The 18,458-nt window shown below is 59.7% G+C and carries 20 protein-coding genes; 12 read left to right on the forward strand and 8 right to left on the reverse strand.

The genetic code is table 11. The annotated features are described in order from the left end of the window. Positions 1-22 precede the first annotated feature (22 nt). Positions 23-955, forward strand: a complete 933-nt coding sequence (gene fmt, locus LJD29_RS11085; RefSeq protein ID WP_446745821.1) for a methionyl-tRNA formyltransferase — start codon at positions 23-25, stop codon at positions 953-955. Continuing rightward, positions 952-2,304 carry a 16S rRNA (cytosine(967)-C(5))-methyltransferase RsmB gene (gene rsmB, locus LJD29_RS11090; protein WP_446745822.1) on the forward strand — a complete coding sequence of 451 codons (1,353 nt, stop codon included), beginning with the start codon at positions 952-954 and terminating at the stop codon, positions 2,302-2,304. The genes fmt and rsmB overlap by 4 nt, the downstream gene beginning before the upstream one ends. Positions 2,305-2,356: 52 nt before the next feature. On the opposite strand, the gene LJD29_RS11095 is transcribed toward rsmB, so the two are convergent. The 5 genes from LJD29_RS11095 to aroB are packed head-to-tail and all read right to left on the reverse strand — an operon-like array spanning position 2,357 to position 6,846. Further along, positions 2,357-3,118: a PASTA domain-containing protein gene (locus LJD29_RS11095; RefSeq protein WP_446745823.1), complete on the reverse strand. Its 762-nt coding sequence runs from the start codon at positions 3,116-3,118 to the stop codon at positions 2,357-2,359. Then, positions 3,118-3,519 carry an OsmC family protein gene (locus LJD29_RS11100; RefSeq protein WP_446745824.1) on the reverse strand — a complete coding sequence of 134 codons (402 nt, stop codon included), beginning with the start codon at positions 3,517-3,519 and terminating at the stop codon, positions 3,118-3,120. Before LJD29_RS11100 ends, LJD29_RS11095 begins: the two co-directional genes overlap by 1 nt. Positions 3,520-3,526: 7 nt before the next feature. Then, on the reverse strand, positions 3,527-4,975 hold the full coding sequence (locus tag LJD29_RS11105; protein ID WP_446745825.1) for a cation-efflux pump: 1,449 nt from the start codon (positions 4,973-4,975) through the stop codon (positions 3,527-3,529). Between the two features lie 12 nt (positions 4,976-4,987). After that, entirely contained in the window at positions 4,988-5,785 is a 798-nt protein-coding gene (locus LJD29_RS11110; RefSeq protein WP_446745826.1) for a ubiquinone/menaquinone biosynthesis methyltransferase, read from the reverse strand. Next, a complete protein-coding gene (gene aroB, locus LJD29_RS11115) occupies positions 5,752-6,846 on the reverse strand; it encodes a 3-dehydroquinate synthase (protein ID WP_446745827.1) in 1,095 nt (364 codons plus the stop codon). The genes LJD29_RS11110 and aroB overlap by 34 nt, the downstream gene beginning before the upstream one ends. Before the next feature lie 115 nt (positions 6,847-6,961). On the opposite strand from aroB, the gene LJD29_RS11120 reads away from it, so the two are divergent. After that, complete coding sequence (locus tag LJD29_RS11120) at positions 6,962-8,530, forward strand: L-aspartate oxidase (RefSeq protein WP_446745828.1); 1,569 nt, start codon at positions 6,962-6,964, stop codon at positions 8,528-8,530. On the opposite strand, the gene LJD29_RS11125 is transcribed toward LJD29_RS11120, so the two are convergent. The 3 genes from LJD29_RS11125 to LJD29_RS11135 all read right to left on the reverse strand — a co-directional run bounded on the left by LJD29_RS11125 (position 8,508) and on the right by LJD29_RS11135 (position 10,938). Further along, complete coding sequence (locus LJD29_RS11125) at positions 8,508-9,422, reverse strand: TerC/Alx family metal homeostasis membrane protein (RefSeq protein ID WP_446745829.1); 915 nt, start codon at positions 9,420-9,422, stop codon at positions 8,508-8,510. The genes LJD29_RS11120 and LJD29_RS11125 overlap by 23 nt on opposite strands. A gap of 258 nt (positions 9,423-9,680) precedes the next feature. After that, positions 9,681-10,493, reverse strand: a complete 813-nt coding sequence (tatC, locus tag LJD29_RS11130) for a twin-arginine translocase subunit TatC (RefSeq protein ID WP_446745830.1) — start codon at positions 10,491-10,493, stop codon at positions 9,681-9,683. Then, on the reverse strand, positions 10,486-10,938 hold the full coding sequence (locus tag LJD29_RS11135) for a twin-arginine translocase TatA/TatE family subunit (protein ID WP_446745831.1): 453 nt from the start codon (positions 10,936-10,938) through the stop codon (positions 10,486-10,488). Before LJD29_RS11135 ends, tatC begins: the two co-directional genes overlap by 8 nt. Before the next feature lie 365 nt (positions 10,939-11,303). On the opposite strand from LJD29_RS11135, the gene nadA reads away from it, so the two are divergent. The 9 genes from nadA (at position 11,304) to hfq (ending at position 18,443) form a co-directional block, all read left to right on the forward strand. After that, positions 11,304-12,422, forward strand: a complete 1,119-nt coding sequence (nadA, locus tag LJD29_RS11140) for a quinolinate synthase NadA (protein ID WP_446745832.1) — start codon at positions 11,304-11,306, stop codon at positions 12,420-12,422. Beyond that, positions 12,422-12,886, forward strand: coding sequence for a DUF2203 domain-containing protein (locus LJD29_RS11145; RefSeq protein WP_446745833.1), 465 nt, complete (start codon positions 12,422-12,424; stop codon positions 12,884-12,886). Before nadA ends, LJD29_RS11145 begins: the two co-directional genes overlap by 1 nt. A gap of 47 nt (positions 12,887-12,933) precedes the next feature. After that, a complete protein-coding gene (locus LJD29_RS11150; protein WP_446745834.1) occupies positions 12,934-13,482 on the forward strand; it encodes a dihydrofolate reductase family protein in 549 nt (182 codons plus the stop codon). Between the two features lie 53 nt (positions 13,483-13,535). Continuing rightward, positions 13,536-13,979: a Fur family transcriptional regulator gene (locus tag LJD29_RS11155; RefSeq protein ID WP_446745835.1), complete on the forward strand. Its 444-nt coding sequence runs from the start codon at positions 13,536-13,538 to the stop codon at positions 13,977-13,979. A 48-nt stretch (positions 13,980-14,027) separates the two neighbouring features. After that, on the forward strand, positions 14,028-14,564 hold the full coding sequence (locus LJD29_RS11160; RefSeq protein WP_446745836.1) for a peroxiredoxin: 537 nt from the start codon (positions 14,028-14,030) through the stop codon (positions 14,562-14,564). Between the two features lie 79 nt (positions 14,565-14,643). Beyond that, the gene (ahpD, locus tag LJD29_RS11165) at positions 14,644-15,195 is read left to right on the forward strand and encodes an alkylhydroperoxidase, AhpD family (protein ID WP_446745837.1); all 552 of its coding nucleotides are present in this window, start codon (positions 14,644-14,646) and stop codon (positions 15,193-15,195) included. A 111-nt stretch (positions 15,196-15,306) separates the two neighbouring features. Continuing rightward, complete coding sequence (locus tag LJD29_RS11170; protein WP_446745838.1) at positions 15,307-16,431, forward strand: lactonase family protein; 1,125 nt, start codon at positions 15,307-15,309, stop codon at positions 16,429-16,431. Between the two features lie 144 nt (positions 16,432-16,575). Further along, entirely contained in the window at positions 16,576-17,742 is a 1,167-nt protein-coding gene (locus LJD29_RS11175) for an SH3 domain-containing protein (protein ID WP_446745839.1), read from the forward strand. Positions 17,743-18,140: 398 nt separating this feature from the next. Then, positions 18,141-18,443, forward strand: coding sequence for an RNA chaperone Hfq (gene hfq / locus LJD29_RS11180; RefSeq protein ID WP_446745840.1), 303 nt, complete (start codon positions 18,141-18,143; stop codon positions 18,441-18,443). The last annotated feature ends 15 nt before the right edge of the window (positions 18,444-18,458 follow it).

The raw sequence follows: 18,458 nt of genomic DNA on the forward strand, positions 1-18,458 counted from the left end.
GCGTTCAGAAGGAGGGCGTTCCATGAATTTGGTTTTTTGCGGGACCCCGGCCTTCGCCGTCCCGACCTTCAAGGCCGTGCTCGACGCAGGGCACCACATCGCGCTCGCCGTCACGCAGCCCGATCGCCCGGTCGGGCGCACCGCCGAGATGACCGCTCCGCCCGTAAAGCTGGCAGCCATCGAAGCGGGCGTGCCCGTCGCGCAACCGGAGAAGATCAAGACCAACGCCGAGTTCCGCGCGCAGCTTGAGGCCATCGCGCCCGATGCAATCCTGGTCGTCGCCTACGGACGCATTATTCCAAAGTGGATGCTCGATCTGCCGCGTCACGGCAACATCAACCTGCACGGATCGCTGCTGCCGAAATACCGCGGAGCCGCGCCCATCCAGTGGGCCGTTGCCAGCGGCGAAACCGTCACCGGCAACACCACCATGCGCATCGACGAAGGCCTCGATACCGGCGACATGCTGCTGCAGCGCGAACTTGCAGTCGGTCCCGATCAGACCTCGGCCGACGTCTATCCGCTGCTGGCGGAGATGGGCGCAGGGCTCATGGTCGAAACCCTCGCCGGTCTCGAAGCAGGCACACTCCAGGCGCAGAAGCAGGACGATTCACTCGCCACGCACGCGCCCATTCTCACCCGCGACGATGCCCGCATCGATTTCAGCCAGTCTGCCGCCACCATCTACAACCGCTGGCGCGGCTTCCAGCCCTGGCCCGGAGCATGGACCATGATGAACGGCAAGAAGCTCACTGTGCATCAACTCAAGCCAGTAGAGCAGGCCTCAGTAGAACCCGGCACGATGAATGTCGCCAGCGGAAAACTCATCGTCGGCTGCGGTCAAGGTACCGCAATCGAGCTGATCGAAGTGCAGCTCGAAGGCAAGAAGCGCATGCCTGCGGCAGACTTCCTGCGCGGCTACCAGCTAAAGACAGGCGACAGGCTCGGCCAGTGACCGGACCAAGCATCGCGCCGGCACGCTCCGCCGCCTTTCGCATCCTGACTGAAGTAGCATCGTCCAATGCGCACAGCGACGACCTGCTCGGTGGAGCAGAAGTCAACCGCCTCAGCCCTCCCGATCGCGCACTCACCACAACGCTCGTCCTGGGAGTGCTGCGCTGGCAGCCTCGCCTCGACGCGCAGATTCGCAGCTTCCTGGCGCGTCCCGACGCCGACGTGCCGCTCGCAGTCGAGATGGCGCTGTTGCTGGGCGCGTACCAGCTGCTCCACCTCGATCGCATCCCCGCCTACGCAGCCATCGGGGAAAGCGTGGAGCTGGCCAAACAGGCCGGCGAAGTGCACGCCTCCCGCATGGTGAATGCCGTACTCCGCAAGGTGTCGGCGCTGCCGCGTTCGCAGTCACAGCCTGAAGCAAAGAACGTCACCCAGCTCGCCAACCTCTTCGCGCATCCTGAATGGATGGTCAGCCGCTGGAAGCAGTTCTTCGGCTTTGCCGCCGCCGCCGCGATCTGCCGCGCAGACCAGGAGCCATCCTTCCTCTCCATCCGCCTGCTGCATCCGGAAGCAGAAGCGACGCTGGCAGAAGACGGCATCGAAACCGCTCCCGGCGAATTTCTCACCAGTGCCCGCCGCATCGTCTCCGGAGACGTGTTGCGCAGCCGCGCACTGCGCACCGGCCAGATCCGCATCCAGGAAGAAGCCTCGCAACTCGTCGCCGAACTCGCTGGAACTGGAAACAACATCCTCGATACCTGCGCCGCACCGGGAGGCAAAACAGCCATCCTGGCCGAGCGCAACCCTCAGGCTCACATCACCGCATGGGAGATCAGCAAAGCGCGCATGGCGGCCATGAAGCGCCTCCTCGGCGAGCAGGAGAAGATGATCTTCGAAGTCTGCGACGCTACGCAGGCGCATCCAGAACCCGTCTACGACCTCATCCTTTGCGACGCGCCCTGCTCCGGCACCGGAACCATCGGCCGCAACCCAGAGATCCGTTATCGCCTCGACGAAGACGATATTCTCCGCCAGCAGAGCCGCCAGTTGAAGATCCTCAACGCAGCCGCCGCAGGCGTCGCCGAAAACGGATCGCTCCTCTACTCCACCTGCTCGCTCGAGCCCGAGGAAAACGAAACCGTCATAGATACGTTTCTCAAATCGAACCCAGCCTTCGAGCTCGCCTCGCTCGAAGAGCAGGCAGAAAAGCTCGCATCGGCAGGAAGAATTCACACCGAAGGGCTCAGCAAACTCAAACAGTCCGCACTCATCAAAGGCAAGCTCCGCACCATCCCAGGCATGCAGAACTGCGACGGCTTCTTCGCCGCAAGACTGAAGCGCAAAGGCTAAAAAGCTAACCGCACCAAAGCTAACGACTGACCGCTACCAGGCTGGTTGCCAGCTATTCAGCCACCGTCAACTCGACAGGCGTAGAAGCATCCACCCGGCTACCCGGCAGCGGCTTCTGGCTGATGACAGCCCCGATCTGTACCGGGGGCTTAGGCGGAGCAGCAGAGTTAGCATCTCCAACCGCAGGCACAGCAGCCTGCACCGTATGCACCGGCTCCAGCTTCAAGCCCGCATGCGTTACCGCAAGGGCTGCATTCGAAAAGAGCTGCCCCGTAAGATCCGGCATCACCAAACCGGTGGTATTCGCCGTCGGCGGGGCAGCTACCAGCAGGCTCACGCTCGGCCGCTCCACGCCCGCCGCTCCCGGCGCGGGATTCTGCGCGATCACCGTGCCCGGAGCAGCATAGGCATAAGGCATCTCCACCACCGAACCCAACTCCAGACCGGCACGCCGCACCTGGATCGAGGACACGCGCTGATCGACTCCTGTAAGGGAGGGAATCGCAACCTTCTGCGGCCCGATGCTCTCTGTGAGGCGCAGATGCCACTCGCGCCGCACAACAGTTCCTGCAGCAGGAGACTGGTTGAGAACGTGCCCTTCCGGAATGTCCACGCTGTAGTAGCGGTTTTCGACAGACATGTTCAGCCCCAGCGAAGCCGCCTTGCGCGTAGCGTCGGTGATGGTGAGGCCGCGGAGGTCAGGAACCTTCACCTCCGCGCCGTGAATCGCAAAGTGCATAGTGGTGATCGCCGAAAGCAGCGCCAGCATGGCGAGCATCAGCACCACCAGCACAAATTGGAAGCCTCTCAGCATCAGCCGGCGTACTCGATGGCGTAGCTGATCTCGACCGACTTCTCCAGCATCAGCGAGACCGAGCAGTACTTGTTCTTCGAGAGCGCGACTGCATCTTCAGCAGCTTTCTCGCTCACTTTGCCGCGAACGCGATACACCAGATGAATCTTCGTGAAGACGCGCGGAGCCTCCGCGGGCTGCTCCGCTGTCGCAGACACCGTAAGTCCGGTAATAGGCTCACGCTTCTTCTCGAGAATGCTTACCACATCGACCGAAGTGCAGGCGCACAATGCGGCGAGCACCGCTTCCATCGGGCTAGGCCCCGCAGCATGCTCGCTGGTTGCGTCGAACAGGATCTCGTGGCCGCTCTCCGAACGGCCTGTAAACAGCTTGCCTTCTTTCCACTCTGCGCTGGCGATCATAATGTCCTCAGTGATGTTGATTATCTGTAGCCGGTTCGGGATGGATGAGCACGCGGTAAACCTCCGGGCATTCCACCTTGAAGCGGTCTTCCAGTTCGGTGATAACTTCGTGTACGTCGCGCATCGACAACTCATCGGGCAGCGTGCAATGGCATGAAACCTGGACCTTGTCGCCGAAGCGGGACGTCACGACTTCATGAATATCGATGATCTGCGGCAGGCCCGAAGCCGCATGTCGCAGATGGCTCTCCAGCTTGCGGTCATGCTTCATGCTCTGCGGACGCTCGATGGTTGCAGGCTCGCTCTCGATGTGCGTCAGCACGGACGTCACCTGCGGTAGCTCGCGGCGAATCTGGTCTTCGATGTCGCGGACGAATTTGTGCGCATCGATGAGCGGCATCTTCTCGTCGACTTCAATATGCTGCTCGATGCGCAGAGCGTCGTGATACGACTGCACGCTCACATCGTGCAGCAGCACGTTGTTGCGCATGGCAACACCGCGCACCTTGTCGAAGACGCTTTCTGTGCTCGACGAACGCGGCACGGTGTGAATCACCACGTCCGCACCCGGCAGCACGCGATGCACCGCCGCCGTAGCTTCCTTCACCAGATCTTCCGTGCGTTGAAAGGTAAGTTGCCGCGAGAGAGAAAGCGTAAAGTCCGCAAAGTAAGAGCTGCCGGCGCGGCGAATGCGTGCCTGGTCGACGGACAGCACGCCATCGGTCTGCTCCAGCTCTGAAAGCACCCGGTAGCGCGTCTCGCTGGGAATCGCATCCGTCAGCGCCCAGATCGTGCGCCACGCCAGCTTCCACGCAAAGTGCAGGATGAGGATCGAGACGACGATAGCAGCAATCGGATCGGCAAAGTGCAGCCAGCCCAGATGCATCTTCACGCCGATCGCCGAGTTGCCCAGCCACGTGGCTCCAAGGCCGAGAAGCACGGCGCAGCTCGACCAGATATCGGAAGCGAAATGCAAAGCGTTCGCGGCGAGTGCATCGCTGTGATACTTCTCGGCCACGGCTTTCAATTTACGAGACCGCGTAAAGTCCACGGTGATTGAAAGCGCCAGCACCAGGAACGGCCAGATGCTTTGCTTCACCGCAACCGGATGAATAAAGATGCGCAGGATGGCCTCGGCGGTAATCCACACGCTCGAGGCGACCATCAGGAATGTTTCGACGAAGCCGGAGAGGTTCTCGACTTTACCGTGTCCGTAGGAGTGATCGTCGTCCGCGGGCTTGTCCGAGATGCGGACCGAGATCATCGTCAGGCCGGCGCCGATCAGGTCCACACCCGAGTGCGCCGCGTCAGAGAGCATACCCAGCGACCCGGTAAGCACGCCGACTACAACCTTGAGAATCGTGATGCCGCAGGCCGCGGAAACTGACAGGAATGCCGCTGCCCGCTTCTCTGTGCTGCCCTCGATCATCGGATCTTCCGCCGTTGCCTGCGTCATCGTTTCCCCAGCCTACACCCTGCGTTTCACTCCGCGGTAAAGCCCCGCGATGCCAAAACTGTACGGCGTCCACGACACGTCTTCATATCCGCACGCACGCATCCGCTCCAGCATCTGGTCCGGAGCAGGAAAGCGTTCGACCGACGAAGGCAGATACTTGTACGCGCTGCCCATACCGGAGATGCGCGATCCGATCGCCGGCAGCACGCGCCGGAAGTAAAACGCATACAGCTTGCCCAGCATCCCGCCCGGTTCGCTGAAGTCGAGAATGCCCAACTCGCCGCCGTCGCCCAGCACGCGATGAAACTCCCGCAGTCCCGCTTCATAATTCGCAAGATTGCGAAAACCGAAGGCGCTCGTCACCAGAGCCAGCGAGCCCGGAGCGATCGGCAGATGCAAAGCATCGGCCTCGACCACGACAGCATTATGCCCACGCAGCTTCTCCGCTCCACGCGACAACATGGCGTGCGAAAAATCCGCCGCAATCACCGGAGCGCCCTTCGCCGGACGCCGCTTCAGCAGCGCCAGCGTCATATCGCCGGTGCCGCAGCAGATATCCAGCACCTGCGCATCGGGCCTGGCCAGTACATGACGAAAACGCCGCGCAGCCTTCCACCACCACAGCCGGTCAATGTTGCACGACAGCACATGGTTCAGCAGGTCATAGCGTGGAGCGATGCTGTTAAACATCTCCTGGATCGCCGCCGCGGAGCTCCTCTCATCGAAGCCCTCCGCAGGACTCGCGCCCGTCGCCGCATGCGTACTGGCTCTCGCGCTCAACTGCGTGCCTCGTTCAGAATCAGTTCGCATGCGCCCGTCATCTCGGCCTCGGTTACGTTTTCAACCACAACAGCCTTGCCGATGCCATCGGCCAGCACAAAGCGCCGCAGCCCGGCCTTGTTCTTCTTGTCGCGTCCTGCCGCATCGAGCAGCGCGGCCACGCTGGTGCGAAAACGCGGCAGCGGACCATAGGCATGGATCACATCCACAATACGTCCCGCGTCTTTGTCGGTAAGCAGGCCGCGCCTGCGGCTGATCTCCGTCGCCGCCAGCATGCCCCAGCCCACGGCCTCGCCATGCAGCATCTTCTTGTATTGCGTCGCAGCTTCAATGGCATGCCCAATGGTGTGGCCGTAATTCAGAATCATCCGCAATCCTGACTCGCGCTCGTCGATGCCCACAACCTCGGCCTTCATCTTGATCGACGCACTGATCACGCGCTCCATCGCAGCATCGCCGCCAAGCACAGCCTCGTGATTCTTCTCAAGAAAGCGGAACAGACCCGCATCGCGAATAATGCCGGCCTTGATGCTCTCGTAGAGCCCGGCTCGCACTTCGCGCTCGGGCAGTGTCTTCAGCACGCCCGCGTCGGCAAAGACAAACTTCGGATGGTGGAAACTGCCGATCAGGTTCTTGCCAGCCACAAGGTTCGCGCCCGTCTTGCCGCCGACAGAGGAATCCACCTGCGCCAGCAGCGTCGTCGGAACCTGCACGTAATCGATACCGCGCATGTAGATCGCCGCAAGAAAGCCACCCATGTCGCCGATAATGCCGCCGCCAAGAGCAATCAGCAGGGAAGAACGATCCGCACCCGCCTCGGCCATCGCATTGGCCAGCCGCTCAATCTGCCCCATCCGCTTATGCGTCTCACCCGGAGCAAGGAACAGCACATTCGGCTGCCTCGCGGCAGCAAACGACTTCGCAACCGTCTTACCCCAGAGCGCCCAGATTTCAGGCGAGGTCAGCAGGAAAATCTTCGCAGCCGGAGCACGCAAGAGTTTCTCTGCCTCACGCCCCAGCTTCGCAACCAGCCCGCTGCCCACATGCACCGGATAGCTGGCCGACGCAGTCTTTACCTTGATCGTCTTCACATCTCTATCGTATCGAAGCCCAAGCACTTAGTCCGCCTCGCCGGCGGCTTTATCGCTGAAAGCCGGTCAGCTGAAGAAACAAAGCTGACCGCCCCATCTGCTAATCTCAAATGTTATGGCCGTAGCAGTGGATACTGATTTCCTGATCGTAGGCGCTGGCATCGCAGGCCTGCGCGCAGCCATCGAACTCGCCGAATCCGGCCGCGTTCTCGTTCTCACCAAGGAAGCTCTCGGCGAATCGAACACCAGCTACGCGCAGGGCGGCATCGCCGTGGCCCTCGGCGGTGAAGAAGACATCGCCCTGCATCTCGAAGACACGATAGCCGCCGGCGATGGCCTCGTCGATCGCGCTGCAGCAGAAGTTCTCGTCAGCGAAGGTCCCTTGCGCGTCGAAGAACTTCTCGCCTGGGGCACCGGCTTCGACCGCGAAAACGGCCAGCTCATGCTCACCCGCGAGGCCGCCCACAGCCGCAACCGCATCCTGCACGCCAACGGAGATGCCACCGGCGCCGAAATCGGCCGCTCCCTGCTCGCCCACGCGAAGTCGCACCCGCAGATCGCGCTCGTCGAATGGGCAACCACCGTCGACCTCATCGCCAGCAATGGTGAAGTCACCGGGGCGACATATCTTGATCGCGAAGGCACACTCCACGCGGTAAACGCCCGCGCCACGCTGCTCACCAGTGGCGGAGCAGGACAGGTATACAGCGACACAACCAATCCCGCCGTAGCCACCGGAGATGGTATCGCCATGGCCTGGCGCGCCGGCGCAGTCATCGCCGACATGGAGTTCTACCAGTTCCATCCCACCGCGCTCAGCCTGCCCGGCGTCCCGCGCTTCCTGCTATCGGAAGCCCTGCGCGGCGAAGGCGCGTACCTGCGTAACAGCGAGGGCGAGCGCTTCATGGAGCGCTACCATCCGCTGCTTGAACTAGCTCCACGCGACGTCGTCGCACGCGCCATCACCCGCGAAGGCTTCGGCCCTGACAACACCTCGCTGCCTGTCTATCTCGACATGCGCCACGTTACCGGTCTCGACTTCACGAAGCGCTTTCCCGGTATCTCGCGATTCCTCGCACAGCACGGCCTGAGCCTGGCGACAGATATGATTCCGATTCGCCCGGCAGCGCACTACCTGATGGGCGGCGTCCGCACCAACCTCAATGGCGAGACAAACCTCAAGCGCCTTTACGCCGCAGGAGAAGCCGCCTGCACCGGCGTCCACGGAGCCAACCGGCTCGCCAGCAACTCGCTGCTCGAAGGGCTGGTCTTCGGAGCACGCGCCGCAAAAGCCATGCGGAACGCAGCGCCCCCGGCTCCGCAGGCAGCCTCTGCACCTGTGCTCTTCACGCCATTTGTGATGGATGAGGCCGAAGCGTTAAGAGAATTGCGACAGAAAATGTGGCAGGATGCAGGCTTGCTGCGTGACGCTGAAGGCCTGAATGCGATGCGGACGCTTCTGGATCAGGTGGCGATGCAGGCCGTGAAAACACCCACCCGCGAACTGGTGGAGTTCGCCAATATCTATACAGTCGCCAGCCTCATCGTTCTCGCCGCCCAGGCAAGGCTCGAAAGCCGTGGCGCACACTATCGCAACGATTTTCCTGAGCGTAACGATCAGCAATACGGCCAGCAGCACTCGCTTATCGAGGGTAGCGAAGTCAGCTTTGGACCGATCGTTTAGGCTGTGATTCCTTCGGAGCGGTCAGTAAGCTGGCCGCCGTGAAGGCTCCCAGCACTGCAACGATGAAGAGCAGCGACCACGTCACCGGGATCTCGATCCAGTGTGACGCGATCATCTTCAGTCCCACAAACGCCAGGATCACCGCCAGTCCGTAGTGCAGCAGTCGCAGCTTATCGAGCGCATTCGACAACGCAAAGTACAGCGACCGCAAGCCCAGGATCGCAAAGATATTCGAGGTGTAAACCACGAATGTATCGCGCGTAATTGCCAGCACCGCGGGAATCGAGTCCAGCGCGAAGATCAGGTCGGTCGCCTCGACCGCCAGCACGATCATCAGAAACGACGACATCGGGATCTTTCCGCCTGCCCCATCCACGCTGCGCGACTGCAGCCAGCGCAGCAGGCCCGAGGAAGAGTCGTGCTTCGCCGGCTGCATCAGCTTGACTGCCGCATAGAGCAGAAACGCGCCGAAAACATATTCGACCCATGCGAATCGCATGAGCAGGGAAGTCCCGGCAACGATAAACAGCGCACGCATCACAATCGCCCCAAGAATGCCCCACAGCAGCACGTGGTGTTGCTGGTGGCTGTTCAGCTTGAGCGTGCGAAACATCAGCAGGAAAACGAAAAGGTTATCCACGCTGAGCGAGCCCTCAACAAGATAGCCCGAGAGGAACTCCAATGCCGGCTGCTTGCCCTGCGTCTGCGAAAGAAAAAGCGCAAAGCAGAAGGCCAGCGCCGCGACCACGGCCGTCCATCCCCACGCCGCACGGATCGATCCGCCGCCGCCCTTGCGCTGCAGCACGATCAGGTCGACGACAAGCAGCACGACGACAATCACGTGAAATGCGATCCAGTAGCTTAACGATGCGCCGGCAAAAATGTGGGTCATAGCAATATCAGAGTTTAAATACGATCCAAACGGCGCAATATCCTCGATCTCGCCGAAGAAAGGTAGGGCAGGGCTTTAGCCCTGCCATGAAAGCTGAAAGGAGCCAAGGTGCCGGGTGCCCCATCCATGACGGATTCTAGTCAAGGGTGGGTGCAAGCCTGAAACGTTGAACGAACCCACAATCAGCCGCTCTGTATCAGGGCACGGCTTCAGCCGTGCCATCTCCAGCGCAAAGAACGGGGCTTTAGCCCCTGAGACCTACGAAGCCTCTTCCCGCAACTTCCGTCGCCGCGCCGGATGCACCATGAACGACACGCCGATGCTGATCAGGTACAAAGCCAGCAGCGGAGCCGCGAACACAAACATCGTCAGCGGGTCCGGAGTCGGCGTAATAATCGCCGCGATGATGAAGATAATCAGCACCGCATAACGGATGTTCTTCCACAAAAACTTCGGGCTCACAATACCGAAGAGCGAAAGAAACAGCACCACAATCGGCAGTTCAAACGTTATGCCCAGGCCCAGAATCACCGTCAGGAACAGGTCAGTGTATTCATTGACTTCGATCAGTGGTCGAAACTCGTGGCTGTACGCGAACAGAAAATCGAGCGAACCCGGAAACACCCAGCGATAACCGAAATAGGCACCGCCGAGGAAAAGCGTAACCGTCGCCGCCATGAACGGCGTCACGTACTTCTTCTCGTTCTTGTACAGTCCCGGCGAAATGAACAGCCACACCTGGTACAGCACAAAGGGAGCCGCAAGAATGCAGCCGCCCATGAAGCTGATCTTCAGGTACATGTTGAAGCCGTCAATCGGGTTATGAATGATCAGCTGCGTCGGCAGGTGGTGCTTCGCCAGCGCGAAGGTAATCGGCTTCTGCATCGCCGCGTAGATGCGCTCGTGGAAGTAGTACGCCACGAAGAATGCGACCACAATGTAGATAGCGGAATGGATCAGGCGGCGGCGCAGTTCCTCGAGGTGCTCGAGAAGGCTCATGCCCGGCAGTTCGGCTCGTTCGCTCACCGCCGACCGGGCGCGAGTTACAAGGTCATCATCGTCATCAGCCATGAATCGGGGCCTGCTCACTCTCTGGTTCCGTCTTTGCCGCTTCGACAGCCTCGTCGGTCTTGGCCGGAGGGAGTTCCGGTGGGGTCACGGGGGAATAAGGAGACGAAGCGCTGACCGTCTCGCCGGTCGAGGGTGGCATGATCTGCGGAGTCGTTTCGGTGGCGGCGGACGTGTCAGCCGGAAGCTGTGCCTGCTCCTGCGCGACCTTCGCGTCGTGGATCGCCATCTCGGCCGTTGCCTTTTCCGTCGCCTCTTCCAGCCGTTTCTGGCGCTCCTGCTGTTCAGCAGCACGCAGCTCTTCGTCGATCTGCATCTTGAAGTCGTTTGAGGCGCGCCGGAACTCCGCCAGCAGCTTACCGATCTGCTTTCCGATCTCCGGCAGGCGCTTTGGCCCGAAAAGAACGAGCGCAATCAGAAAGATAATGATGGAGTCAGCAAAATGCATTGTTTGTCATGATACCTGCGCCGCACCCGCCTAACAAATAGAGCAAAATACGCCGGATTCAATGCAGGTACGAGGCAGCCATGCTCACCGGATGCCGCCCCGTCCGTCAATTACAGTTGTATTAAACTAATTGCAATGGAAGGCCTTGCCGGGCGCTGTTTTTTGCGACCGGCTCCCCCACGGAGCATCCATTGAATGTGCGGAATGTAACAAGCTGCAACATCCCCGTCGGCTGGGTGGCACTGCCACAGTGAGTCGGCTGCAGCTCTGATTTGCTTTCAACATCCCCGTCCTGAAGCGCCAATGCCCAGGGACTGAGAGCGGAAGGACCAATGAGCGTACTTGATGTCTTAGAATCCCCTGTCTTGGAACAGGTTAGCGAGGCCGACAGCTGCTCGCTTGAAAATTATCTCTCCCTGCCCGATCACAGCATGGATGAGCGTATCGCCGCAGCCCGTAAGAAGCTTGGCGCCAGCACCGTTCTGCTCGGCCACCATTACCAGCGCGACGAAATTATCCGTTTCGCCGACCACACCGGCGATTCCTACAAGCTTTCGAAGATCGCCGCCGAAACCTCGGCGGAATACCTCGTCTTCTGCGGTGTTCACTTCATGGCAGAAAGCGCCGACGTCATCGGCCGCCCCGAGCAGCAGGTCATCCTGCCCGATCTGAATGCCGGCTGTTCCATGGCCGACATGGCCGAGATCAGCCAGGTCGAAAATTGCTGGGATACCCTGATGGCCGCCGGCCTCAAGCCCGGCGACGTCCTTCCGCTGACCTACATGAATTCGACGGCCGCCATCAAAGCCTTTTGCGGCGAGCGCGGTGGACTGGTCTGCACCTCGTCCAACGCGCGGCAGGCCTTTGAATGGGCTTTTAAGCGCGCAGAGAAGATTCTTTTCCTGCCCGATCAGCACCTCGGCCGCAATACCGCCTTCGCCATGGACATCCCCATGAGCGAGATGGTGGTCTTCGACCCCTACCAGATCGGCGGAGGCATTTCTCCCGAGCGCCTGCGCGCCGCCCGCGTCATTCTCTGGAAAGGCCATTGCTCGGTCCACCAGCGCTTCCTGCCGCAGCATGCCGACAACGTTCGCGCCAAGTACCCCGGCATCCAGGTCATCGTGCATCCGGAGTGCCGCTGGGAGGTATGCCAGAAGGCCGACGCCACCGGCTCGACCGAGCGCCTGATCCAGCTGGTAACCGAGGCTCCCGAAGGCTCCATGTTCGCCATCGGAACGGAAATTCACCTGGTCAACCGCCTGGCGAAGCAGTTCGCTCCGCTGGGGAAGAAAATTATTACCCTCGACGATACAGGGTGCCTCTGCACTACCATGTACCGCATCAGCCCTCAGCACCTGGCATGGGCGCTCGAAAATCTCGTTGAAGGACGCGTCGTCAACCGGATTAAGGTTCGCGACGACATAAAGCACTGGGCGCGCGTCGCGCTCGACCGTATGCTGGAGGTCAAGGCAGCTTCTTAATGGATGACTTCGAAACCAGAACGTTCACCCTGGACGAGGCGCAATCCCTGCTGCCGGTCCTCGAATCGCTGATCAAGCGCGCTGTCGATGCCAAGCGTGCTGTCGAAGTGATCGAGGGCCGCCTGCAGGAGCTCGCCCGGAAGATCTTTCTCTCTGGCGGTTACTTCGTCGATGTCACCACCGTCGCCCGCGACCGTACTGCGCTCAACACGCACGTTCAGGCGGCAAAGGATTCGGTCGCCGAGATCGACGCCATCGGTGTGCAGGTGAAAGACCTCGACTCCGGTCTGCTCGACTTCCCCTGCTTCCTCGACGGCGAAATCGTCCTGCTCTGCTGGAAGCTCGGCGAAACCCGCATCACCCACTGGCACACCATCGACGCCGGTTTCCGCGGTCGCCAGCCGATCGACGAACGCTTCCATGTCCGCCGCAGCGGAAAAAGCGACACAGAACTGCCGAACTAGGTACCGGTTTCCACGCTTTCACAAATCTGAGGCGGAGGTTTCGCAGCATGGCAAAGCTCGTCTTCGCAATGAACCAGTCCCTCGACGGATATGTCGATCACCGGGAAATCGGTCCGCCCGATCCGGCCGCATTCCGACACTTCATCGAGGCTGTACGCGGTCTGACCTGTATGGTTTACGGTCGCCGCATATACGAAATCATGCGCTATTGGGATGACGACCTTCCTGACTGGGACGCGGACGACCATGATTTCGCGGCTGCCTGGCGGAGCAAGCACAAATGGGTCGTGTCGCGTTCGTTAGAGTCGGTCGGCCCCAACGCCACGCTCATCCAAAATGATTTCGAGGAAGCAATACGCGGGCTCAAAGCTCAGCTGTCAGGTGAGATCGACGTGGCCGGGCCGGAACTGGCGGGAAGCCTGACCAGTCTCGGACTGATTGATGAATACCGGCTATACGTCCACCCCGTTGTTCTCGGTCGTGGCACGCCGTTCTTTGCTGTCCCGCCGCCACCGCTCCGTCTCGTGGGCAACGATCTGATCGCCGGGAATCTGGTTCGTTTGACTTACGTCCCCGCCTCAAACGATCCGGCCTAAAGTTTGATAAGAGTTGACTTTTAATAACTATTATCGTTTAATAGCTCTTGACGATGACAGTTTCCGACGCCAATCAGTTCCGTGCACTGTGTGACAGCGCCGGAATCGCAGTTACCCACCAGCGCCAGGTTGTATACGAGGAGCTGTGCGCGATGCACGGGCATCCCAGCCCGGAAGAGGTGTACCTGCGGGTGAAGGAGCGGATCCCGGCAATCTCGCTGGCGACCGTCTACAAGAACATCCATACCTTCATCGAGAGCGGAATCTTCCGCGAAGTGAGTCTGCACCATGGCTCGCTGCGCGTGGAGACGAACGCGCACTCTCATCACCACCTCGTGTGCACACAGTGCAAGTCGATCACCGATATTGACGCCGATGAGTTTCTGCTCTCGTCGCGAGGACAAAGTCTTCCGAACAAGTTCCTGCCCGAACGTTTCTCCGTAGAGGTTCTGGGCCTTTGCGTGGAATGCCAGCAAAAGCAGGCAAGCCTGTCTTAATCCCTTCATCCTTTTTTGTCATATTCCACCTTCATACAGGAGTCATACATGCTGACAGTAGGCGAGAAGTTCCCTTCGTTTTCCGTGACCGCAGTCGTAAGCACCGACAAAGACAAGGCTTTTGAAACCATCACCGAGCAGAGCTTCCCCGGCAAGTGGAAGGTTTACTTCTTCTGGCCCAAGGACTTCACCTTCGTCTGCCCGACCGAGATCGCTGCTTTCGGCAAGATCAACACCGAGTTCGCCGACCGCGACTGCCAGGTTCTGGGCGGCAGCACCGACTCCGAGTTCGTGCACCTGGCGTGGCGCAACAACCATGCCGATCTGAAGGATCTGCCCTTCCCCATGCTCTCCGACATCAAGCGCGATCTCTGCGAGCAGCTTGGCATCCTCGACGTGAACGCCGGCGTTGCCCAGCGCGCCACCTTCATCGTTGACCAGGAGAACATCATCCGCTTCGTTTACGTCACCGACCTCTCGGTTGGCCGCAATCCGCAGGAAGTTCTGCGCGTACTCGATGCGCTTCAGACCGACGAGCTCTGCCCCTGCAACTGGCAGAAGGGCGAAGCCACCATCAACGCGTAAGCAGTTGATGCTTTCCCAGGCAGGCCAGCGGATTCCGCTGGCCTGTTTTGCCAGCACCGTTTCAAGAAAGGATTGAATCATGTCGATCGACACTTTGATTGACGGTCTTCCGGCGTATGCCAAGGACCTGAAGCTGAACTACTCCACCCTGGTTCGTCAGAACACCGAGCTTTCCCCCTCGCAGCTCTGGGGCACCGTCGTCGCCTCCGCGCTTGCGACCCGCAGCGAATCCCTGACCCCGGCACTGCTTGAAGAAGCGGCAAAGCACGTGGATGCGCAGACCATCGAAGCAGCGAAGACCGCTGCCGCCCTCATGGGCATGAACAACATCTTTTACCGCTTCCTGCACCTCTCTTCGAACGAGAAGTACGCCACGCTGCCTGCCCGTCTGCGCATGAACGGCATGCGCACCCACGGTGCCGACCACATCGACTTCGAGCTTTGGTCGCTGGCGGTTTCAGCTCTCAACGGCTGCGGCAAGTGCATCGATTCGCACGAGAAGGTCATTCGCGACAAGGGTGTGACCGAAGAGATTATCCTCGCCGTTGTCCGCCTGGCCTCGGTCGTTCACGCCATCGGAGTGGTTCTAGACGCCGAACGCGTCGCGGTTGCCGAACCGGTTGCGGTGTAAGTACTGCAAAGCCCGCCAACGGCGGGCTTTTCTTTTTCCGAACAAAACCCGCCAGGGAATCGTCTTACTAGTGCGTCGCACGCAAACAGGCGCGAGTAAGATTGAGTCTGCATGAACGTACGAAAGTCTATTTCGGTCCTGATCCGCTTCGCACCATTGGTCCTCGCGCTGTCTGCAACCGGCTGCGGCAAGTTTTTTGTGAAGCAGACAAGTGGCGGGGGCGGCACCACGACCGGCGGTTCGGCATTTTATGTGGCGAATGCGACCACCAGCTCTGTTTCGGAATTCACGGTATCGAGTTCCGGCGTCAGCACGCTTTCGGGATCTCCTATCGTTCTGGCGTCCATACCCTCTTCGCTGGCCGTGACTCCGAGCAACGGGCTTGTATATTCCGGCAGCCTCGAAGGTACCATCTACGCCTTCACGGTCGGCAATGGCGGCGTGCTGAGCGTTGGACTGGGTGGCAGCGCGGCGGCGGTGGTCAGCGCCACGGCTCTTAAGGTCGATCCTTCAGGGAAGTGGCTTATCGCGGTCGATCCTACGCCGGCCGCGTATGTTTTCGCGATCAATACGAGCAACGGAGCTTTGACACCGCAGGGGCAGCCGCTCACTCTCGCCGGCGGCAGCCCGAATCACATCGCCTTCAACCCGGCTGGAAATCTGATGTATGTGTCGCTTGGCACCGGCGGCGTACAGGCTCTTACCTTCAATCCGACTTCCGGAACTCTCAGCACCAACAACCTTGTGCTCAAGACGAAAGGCAATCAGTATTCGGACGAAGGCATTGTCGTCGATCCCAGTGGCGCCTTCCTGCTCGTCTCCGAGGTTGGTGCCGGCACCGTGCGAGTGCTCTCGATCAATGCCAGCACCGGAGCGCTGACAGAAGTTTCAGGCTCGCCCTTTGCCGCGGGAACAGGACCTCAGGGCATCATCTTCGACTACACCGGAGCCTATGTGTACACGGCGAATATCGGGTCGAACAATATCAGCGGCTGGAGTTTCAACAAGACCAGCGGAGCACTGACCGCCATCAGCGGATCGCCGTTTTCCGCCGGGACACAGCCCGTGGATCTGGCTGAAGACAGCAGCCACACCTACATCGGCGTCGTGTCGGAAGGCGGCAACCCTGATCTCCAGTTCTTCACCATCGGAACCGGTGGCGCTTTGACATCGTTCAAGAGCATCGCGACTGATACCGATCCAGCCGGGCCGGCCGCTGTAGTGGCCTTGAACTGAGTCCGTTTCCCAATTGGGTTCGAGCACGTCAATCCTGAGGCATATGCAGGCAGGGGCGCGTTTTACCGATGCTATTCTTGAATCACAGGCGAAGATAGTGCGCATAATGCACGGGCTTCGCCGCATCGTTTTGCTGTAGACATCATGCTTTCTTCTGCCAGGCGCGCACTTCCAGGTTTTCTGCTTGCACTCGTCTTCGTCGGCGGCTGCGGACGCTTCGTACCCAAGCCGAAGCAGGACTACGTATATGTCTCGGCCAAGGGTACTTTCCTGCGCGACCGGCTGGCCGCGGTTTCAAACCGTGTTGCCGAGGTGACCAACGGCCAGCGCCTTGCGGTGCTCGAGCACAACCGCAGATTTTTCAAAGTCAAGACCGAGAAGAACGAGGTCGGCTGGGTTGACGAGCATGCCGTGATCACGCAGCAGGTCTTCGATCAGTTCGAGGCTTTGAAGCAGCAGCACGCGCACGACGCGTTGATCGCCACCGGCACGCTGCGAGACGACTCATACCTGCACGTTGCACCGGGTCGCAAGACAGACAGGTATCTCCTGCTTTCGGAAAATGCGAAATTGCAGATGCTGGTGCGCGCTTCGGTCGAGAAGCCCGTTCCTGCGCAGGCTGTTCCTGTTCCTAAACCGATAGATAAGCCTTTACCGGTTGCGAAAAAAGGGAAGCAAAGCCAACAGCCGCAGGCGCCCGCGGGGCCGCCCATGCAGGACTGGTGGCTGGTGCGGGATGGACAAGGGAATGCGGGATGGGTCCTGTCCCGGATGATCGACATCGATATCCCTGACGAAATCTCCGGCCTGGCCGAAGGCCAGCGTTATGTGGGAGCCTACCGGCTTACGACAGTCAACGACCCGGACTCGAATTTTCCTGATAAGAAGGCGCCGGAGTACGTTGTGCTGCTGAATTCCTGGAAAGATGGGCTGCCCTACGACTTCGACCAGGTGCGTGTCTTTACATGGAATACGCGGAAGCATCGCTACGAGACGGCCTTCCGGGATCGCAACCTGGAAGGCTATCTGCCGGTGACCGTCGGCTCTGACGTTTTCAACGGACAGACCGAACCGACTTTCAGCTTCAAGGTCGCCGATGGCGACGACGTCTCCATCGATCCCGCTTCGGGAGCGACTCGTCCCGCGAAGTTCGACTCCGAGAGTTACCGTATGGAAGGTGTGCTGGTGAAGCGGGTCGGTGGCCCTGCTGCTGCCACTCCGGCAGTGGCAAAGACCGCTCCGAGTTCCAAAACGAAACCGGAGCGCACCAAAAGACACCACCCCCCTGTGCGCAGGAAGAAACATCGCTAGAAGGCCGTTTGTCGACTCCTATTAGAACCCGATATATTTCTATCGGGTTCTGCTCCCGAATGGGCAATCAGGGAATCCAATACCAGTACGAGTAGAAACAACGTCGTCCAGACGACATCCGGAGCCGATTTTGCATCTCACGACCATCCGAGGAAAAGGGTTTTCTTTCTTGATTGCGGTTTACTAAGTAACGTGCATTTCGGCTTCGGTGCTGCTGTCGTGGCTGTACCGATTAGTTCCTTAGTTTTCGTATAGATGAGCCCGGATAAAGGTTGGAAGCGAATATAAAGACTGTAGAGCTTGCCCGCTGACCGGGTTTAGTGAATGAAGAGCATTTTGCTGGACATCAAAAATACAGGAAGCCCCCAAAGGGTTCCGAGATAGATGGAGATCGGCACATGGATAACAAGCCGGCACAGAATATTCAGGACACCTTTCTGAATACGGTTCGCAAAGACAAGACGCCTATAACGATTTACCTGGTGAGCGGTGTAAAGCTGACTGGAAAGATCCGGTCGTTCGACAAGTATTCCGTTCTGCTTGAGAACAATAGTCAGGAACAGCTCATTTTTAAACACGCCATTTCCACGGTCGTAAGCAGCCGTTCTGTTCTGCATAGCGATCATCGGCCGCCGGCCTCTGCTCATTCTTCAAGCCATGCAGCGTCCACGGCAGCGCAGCCGGATTTGGTGAATTCCTAGTTGGGAAGTAACGGT

This window comes from Silvibacterium acidisoli (assembly GCA_022870745.1).
Classification (GTDB): Bacteria; Acidobacteriota; Terriglobia; order Terriglobales; family Acidobacteriaceae; genus Silvibacterium.

What these genes read in the sequence shown, in the direction of transcription:
- fmt (WP_446745821.1), top strand. Translation starts at nt 23, where the DNA reads ATGAATTTGGTTTTTTGCGGGACCCCGGCCTTCGCCGTCCCGACCTTC.
- LJD29_RS11095 (WP_446745823.1), bottom strand. Translation starts at nt 3,118, where the DNA reads ATGCTGAGAGGCTTCCAATTTGTGCTGGTGGTGCTGATGCTCGCCATG.
- LJD29_RS11100 (WP_446745824.1), bottom strand. Translation starts at nt 3,519, where the DNA reads ATGATCGCCAGCGCAGAGTGGAAAGAAGGCAAGCTGTTTACAGGCCGT.
- LJD29_RS11105 (WP_446745825.1), bottom strand. Translation starts at nt 4,975, where the DNA reads ATGACGCAGGCAACGGCGGAAGATCCGATGATCGAGGGCAGCACAGAG.
- LJD29_RS11110 (WP_446745826.1), bottom strand. Translation starts at nt 5,785, where the DNA reads ATGCGAACTGATTCTGAACGAGGCACGCAGTTGAGCGCGAGAGCCAGT.
- LJD29_RS11120 (WP_446745828.1), top strand. Translation starts at nt 6,962, where the DNA reads ATGGCCGTAGCAGTGGATACTGATTTCCTGATCGTAGGCGCTGGCATC.
- LJD29_RS11125 (WP_446745829.1), bottom strand. Translation starts at nt 9,422, where the DNA reads ATGACCCACATTTTTGCCGGCGCATCGTTAAGCTACTGGATCGCATTT.
- tatC (WP_446745830.1), bottom strand. Translation starts at nt 10,493, where the DNA reads ATGGCTGATGACGATGATGACCTTGTAACTCGCGCCCGGTCGGCGGTG.
- LJD29_RS11135 (WP_446745831.1), bottom strand. Translation starts at nt 10,938, where the DNA reads ATGCATTTTGCTGACTCCATCATTATCTTTCTGATTGCGCTCGTTCTT.
- LJD29_RS11145 (WP_446745833.1), top strand. Translation starts at nt 12,422, where the DNA reads ATGGATGACTTCGAAACCAGAACGTTCACCCTGGACGAGGCGCAATCC.
- LJD29_RS11150 (WP_446745834.1), top strand. Translation starts at nt 12,934, where the DNA reads ATGGCAAAGCTCGTCTTCGCAATGAACCAGTCCCTCGACGGATATGTC.
- LJD29_RS11155 (WP_446745835.1), top strand. Translation starts at nt 13,536, where the DNA reads ATGACAGTTTCCGACGCCAATCAGTTCCGTGCACTGTGTGACAGCGCC.
- LJD29_RS11160 (WP_446745836.1), top strand. Translation starts at nt 14,028, where the DNA reads ATGCTGACAGTAGGCGAGAAGTTCCCTTCGTTTTCCGTGACCGCAGTC.
- ahpD (WP_446745837.1), top strand. Translation starts at nt 14,644, where the DNA reads ATGTCGATCGACACTTTGATTGACGGTCTTCCGGCGTATGCCAAGGAC.
- LJD29_RS11170 (WP_446745838.1), top strand. Translation starts at nt 15,307, where the DNA reads ATGAACGTACGAAAGTCTATTTCGGTCCTGATCCGCTTCGCACCATTG.
- LJD29_RS11175 (WP_446745839.1), top strand. Translation starts at nt 16,576, where the DNA reads ATGCTTTCTTCTGCCAGGCGCGCACTTCCAGGTTTTCTGCTTGCACTC.
- hfq (WP_446745840.1), top strand. Translation starts at nt 18,141, where the DNA reads ATGGATAACAAGCCGGCACAGAATATTCAGGACACCTTTCTGAATACG.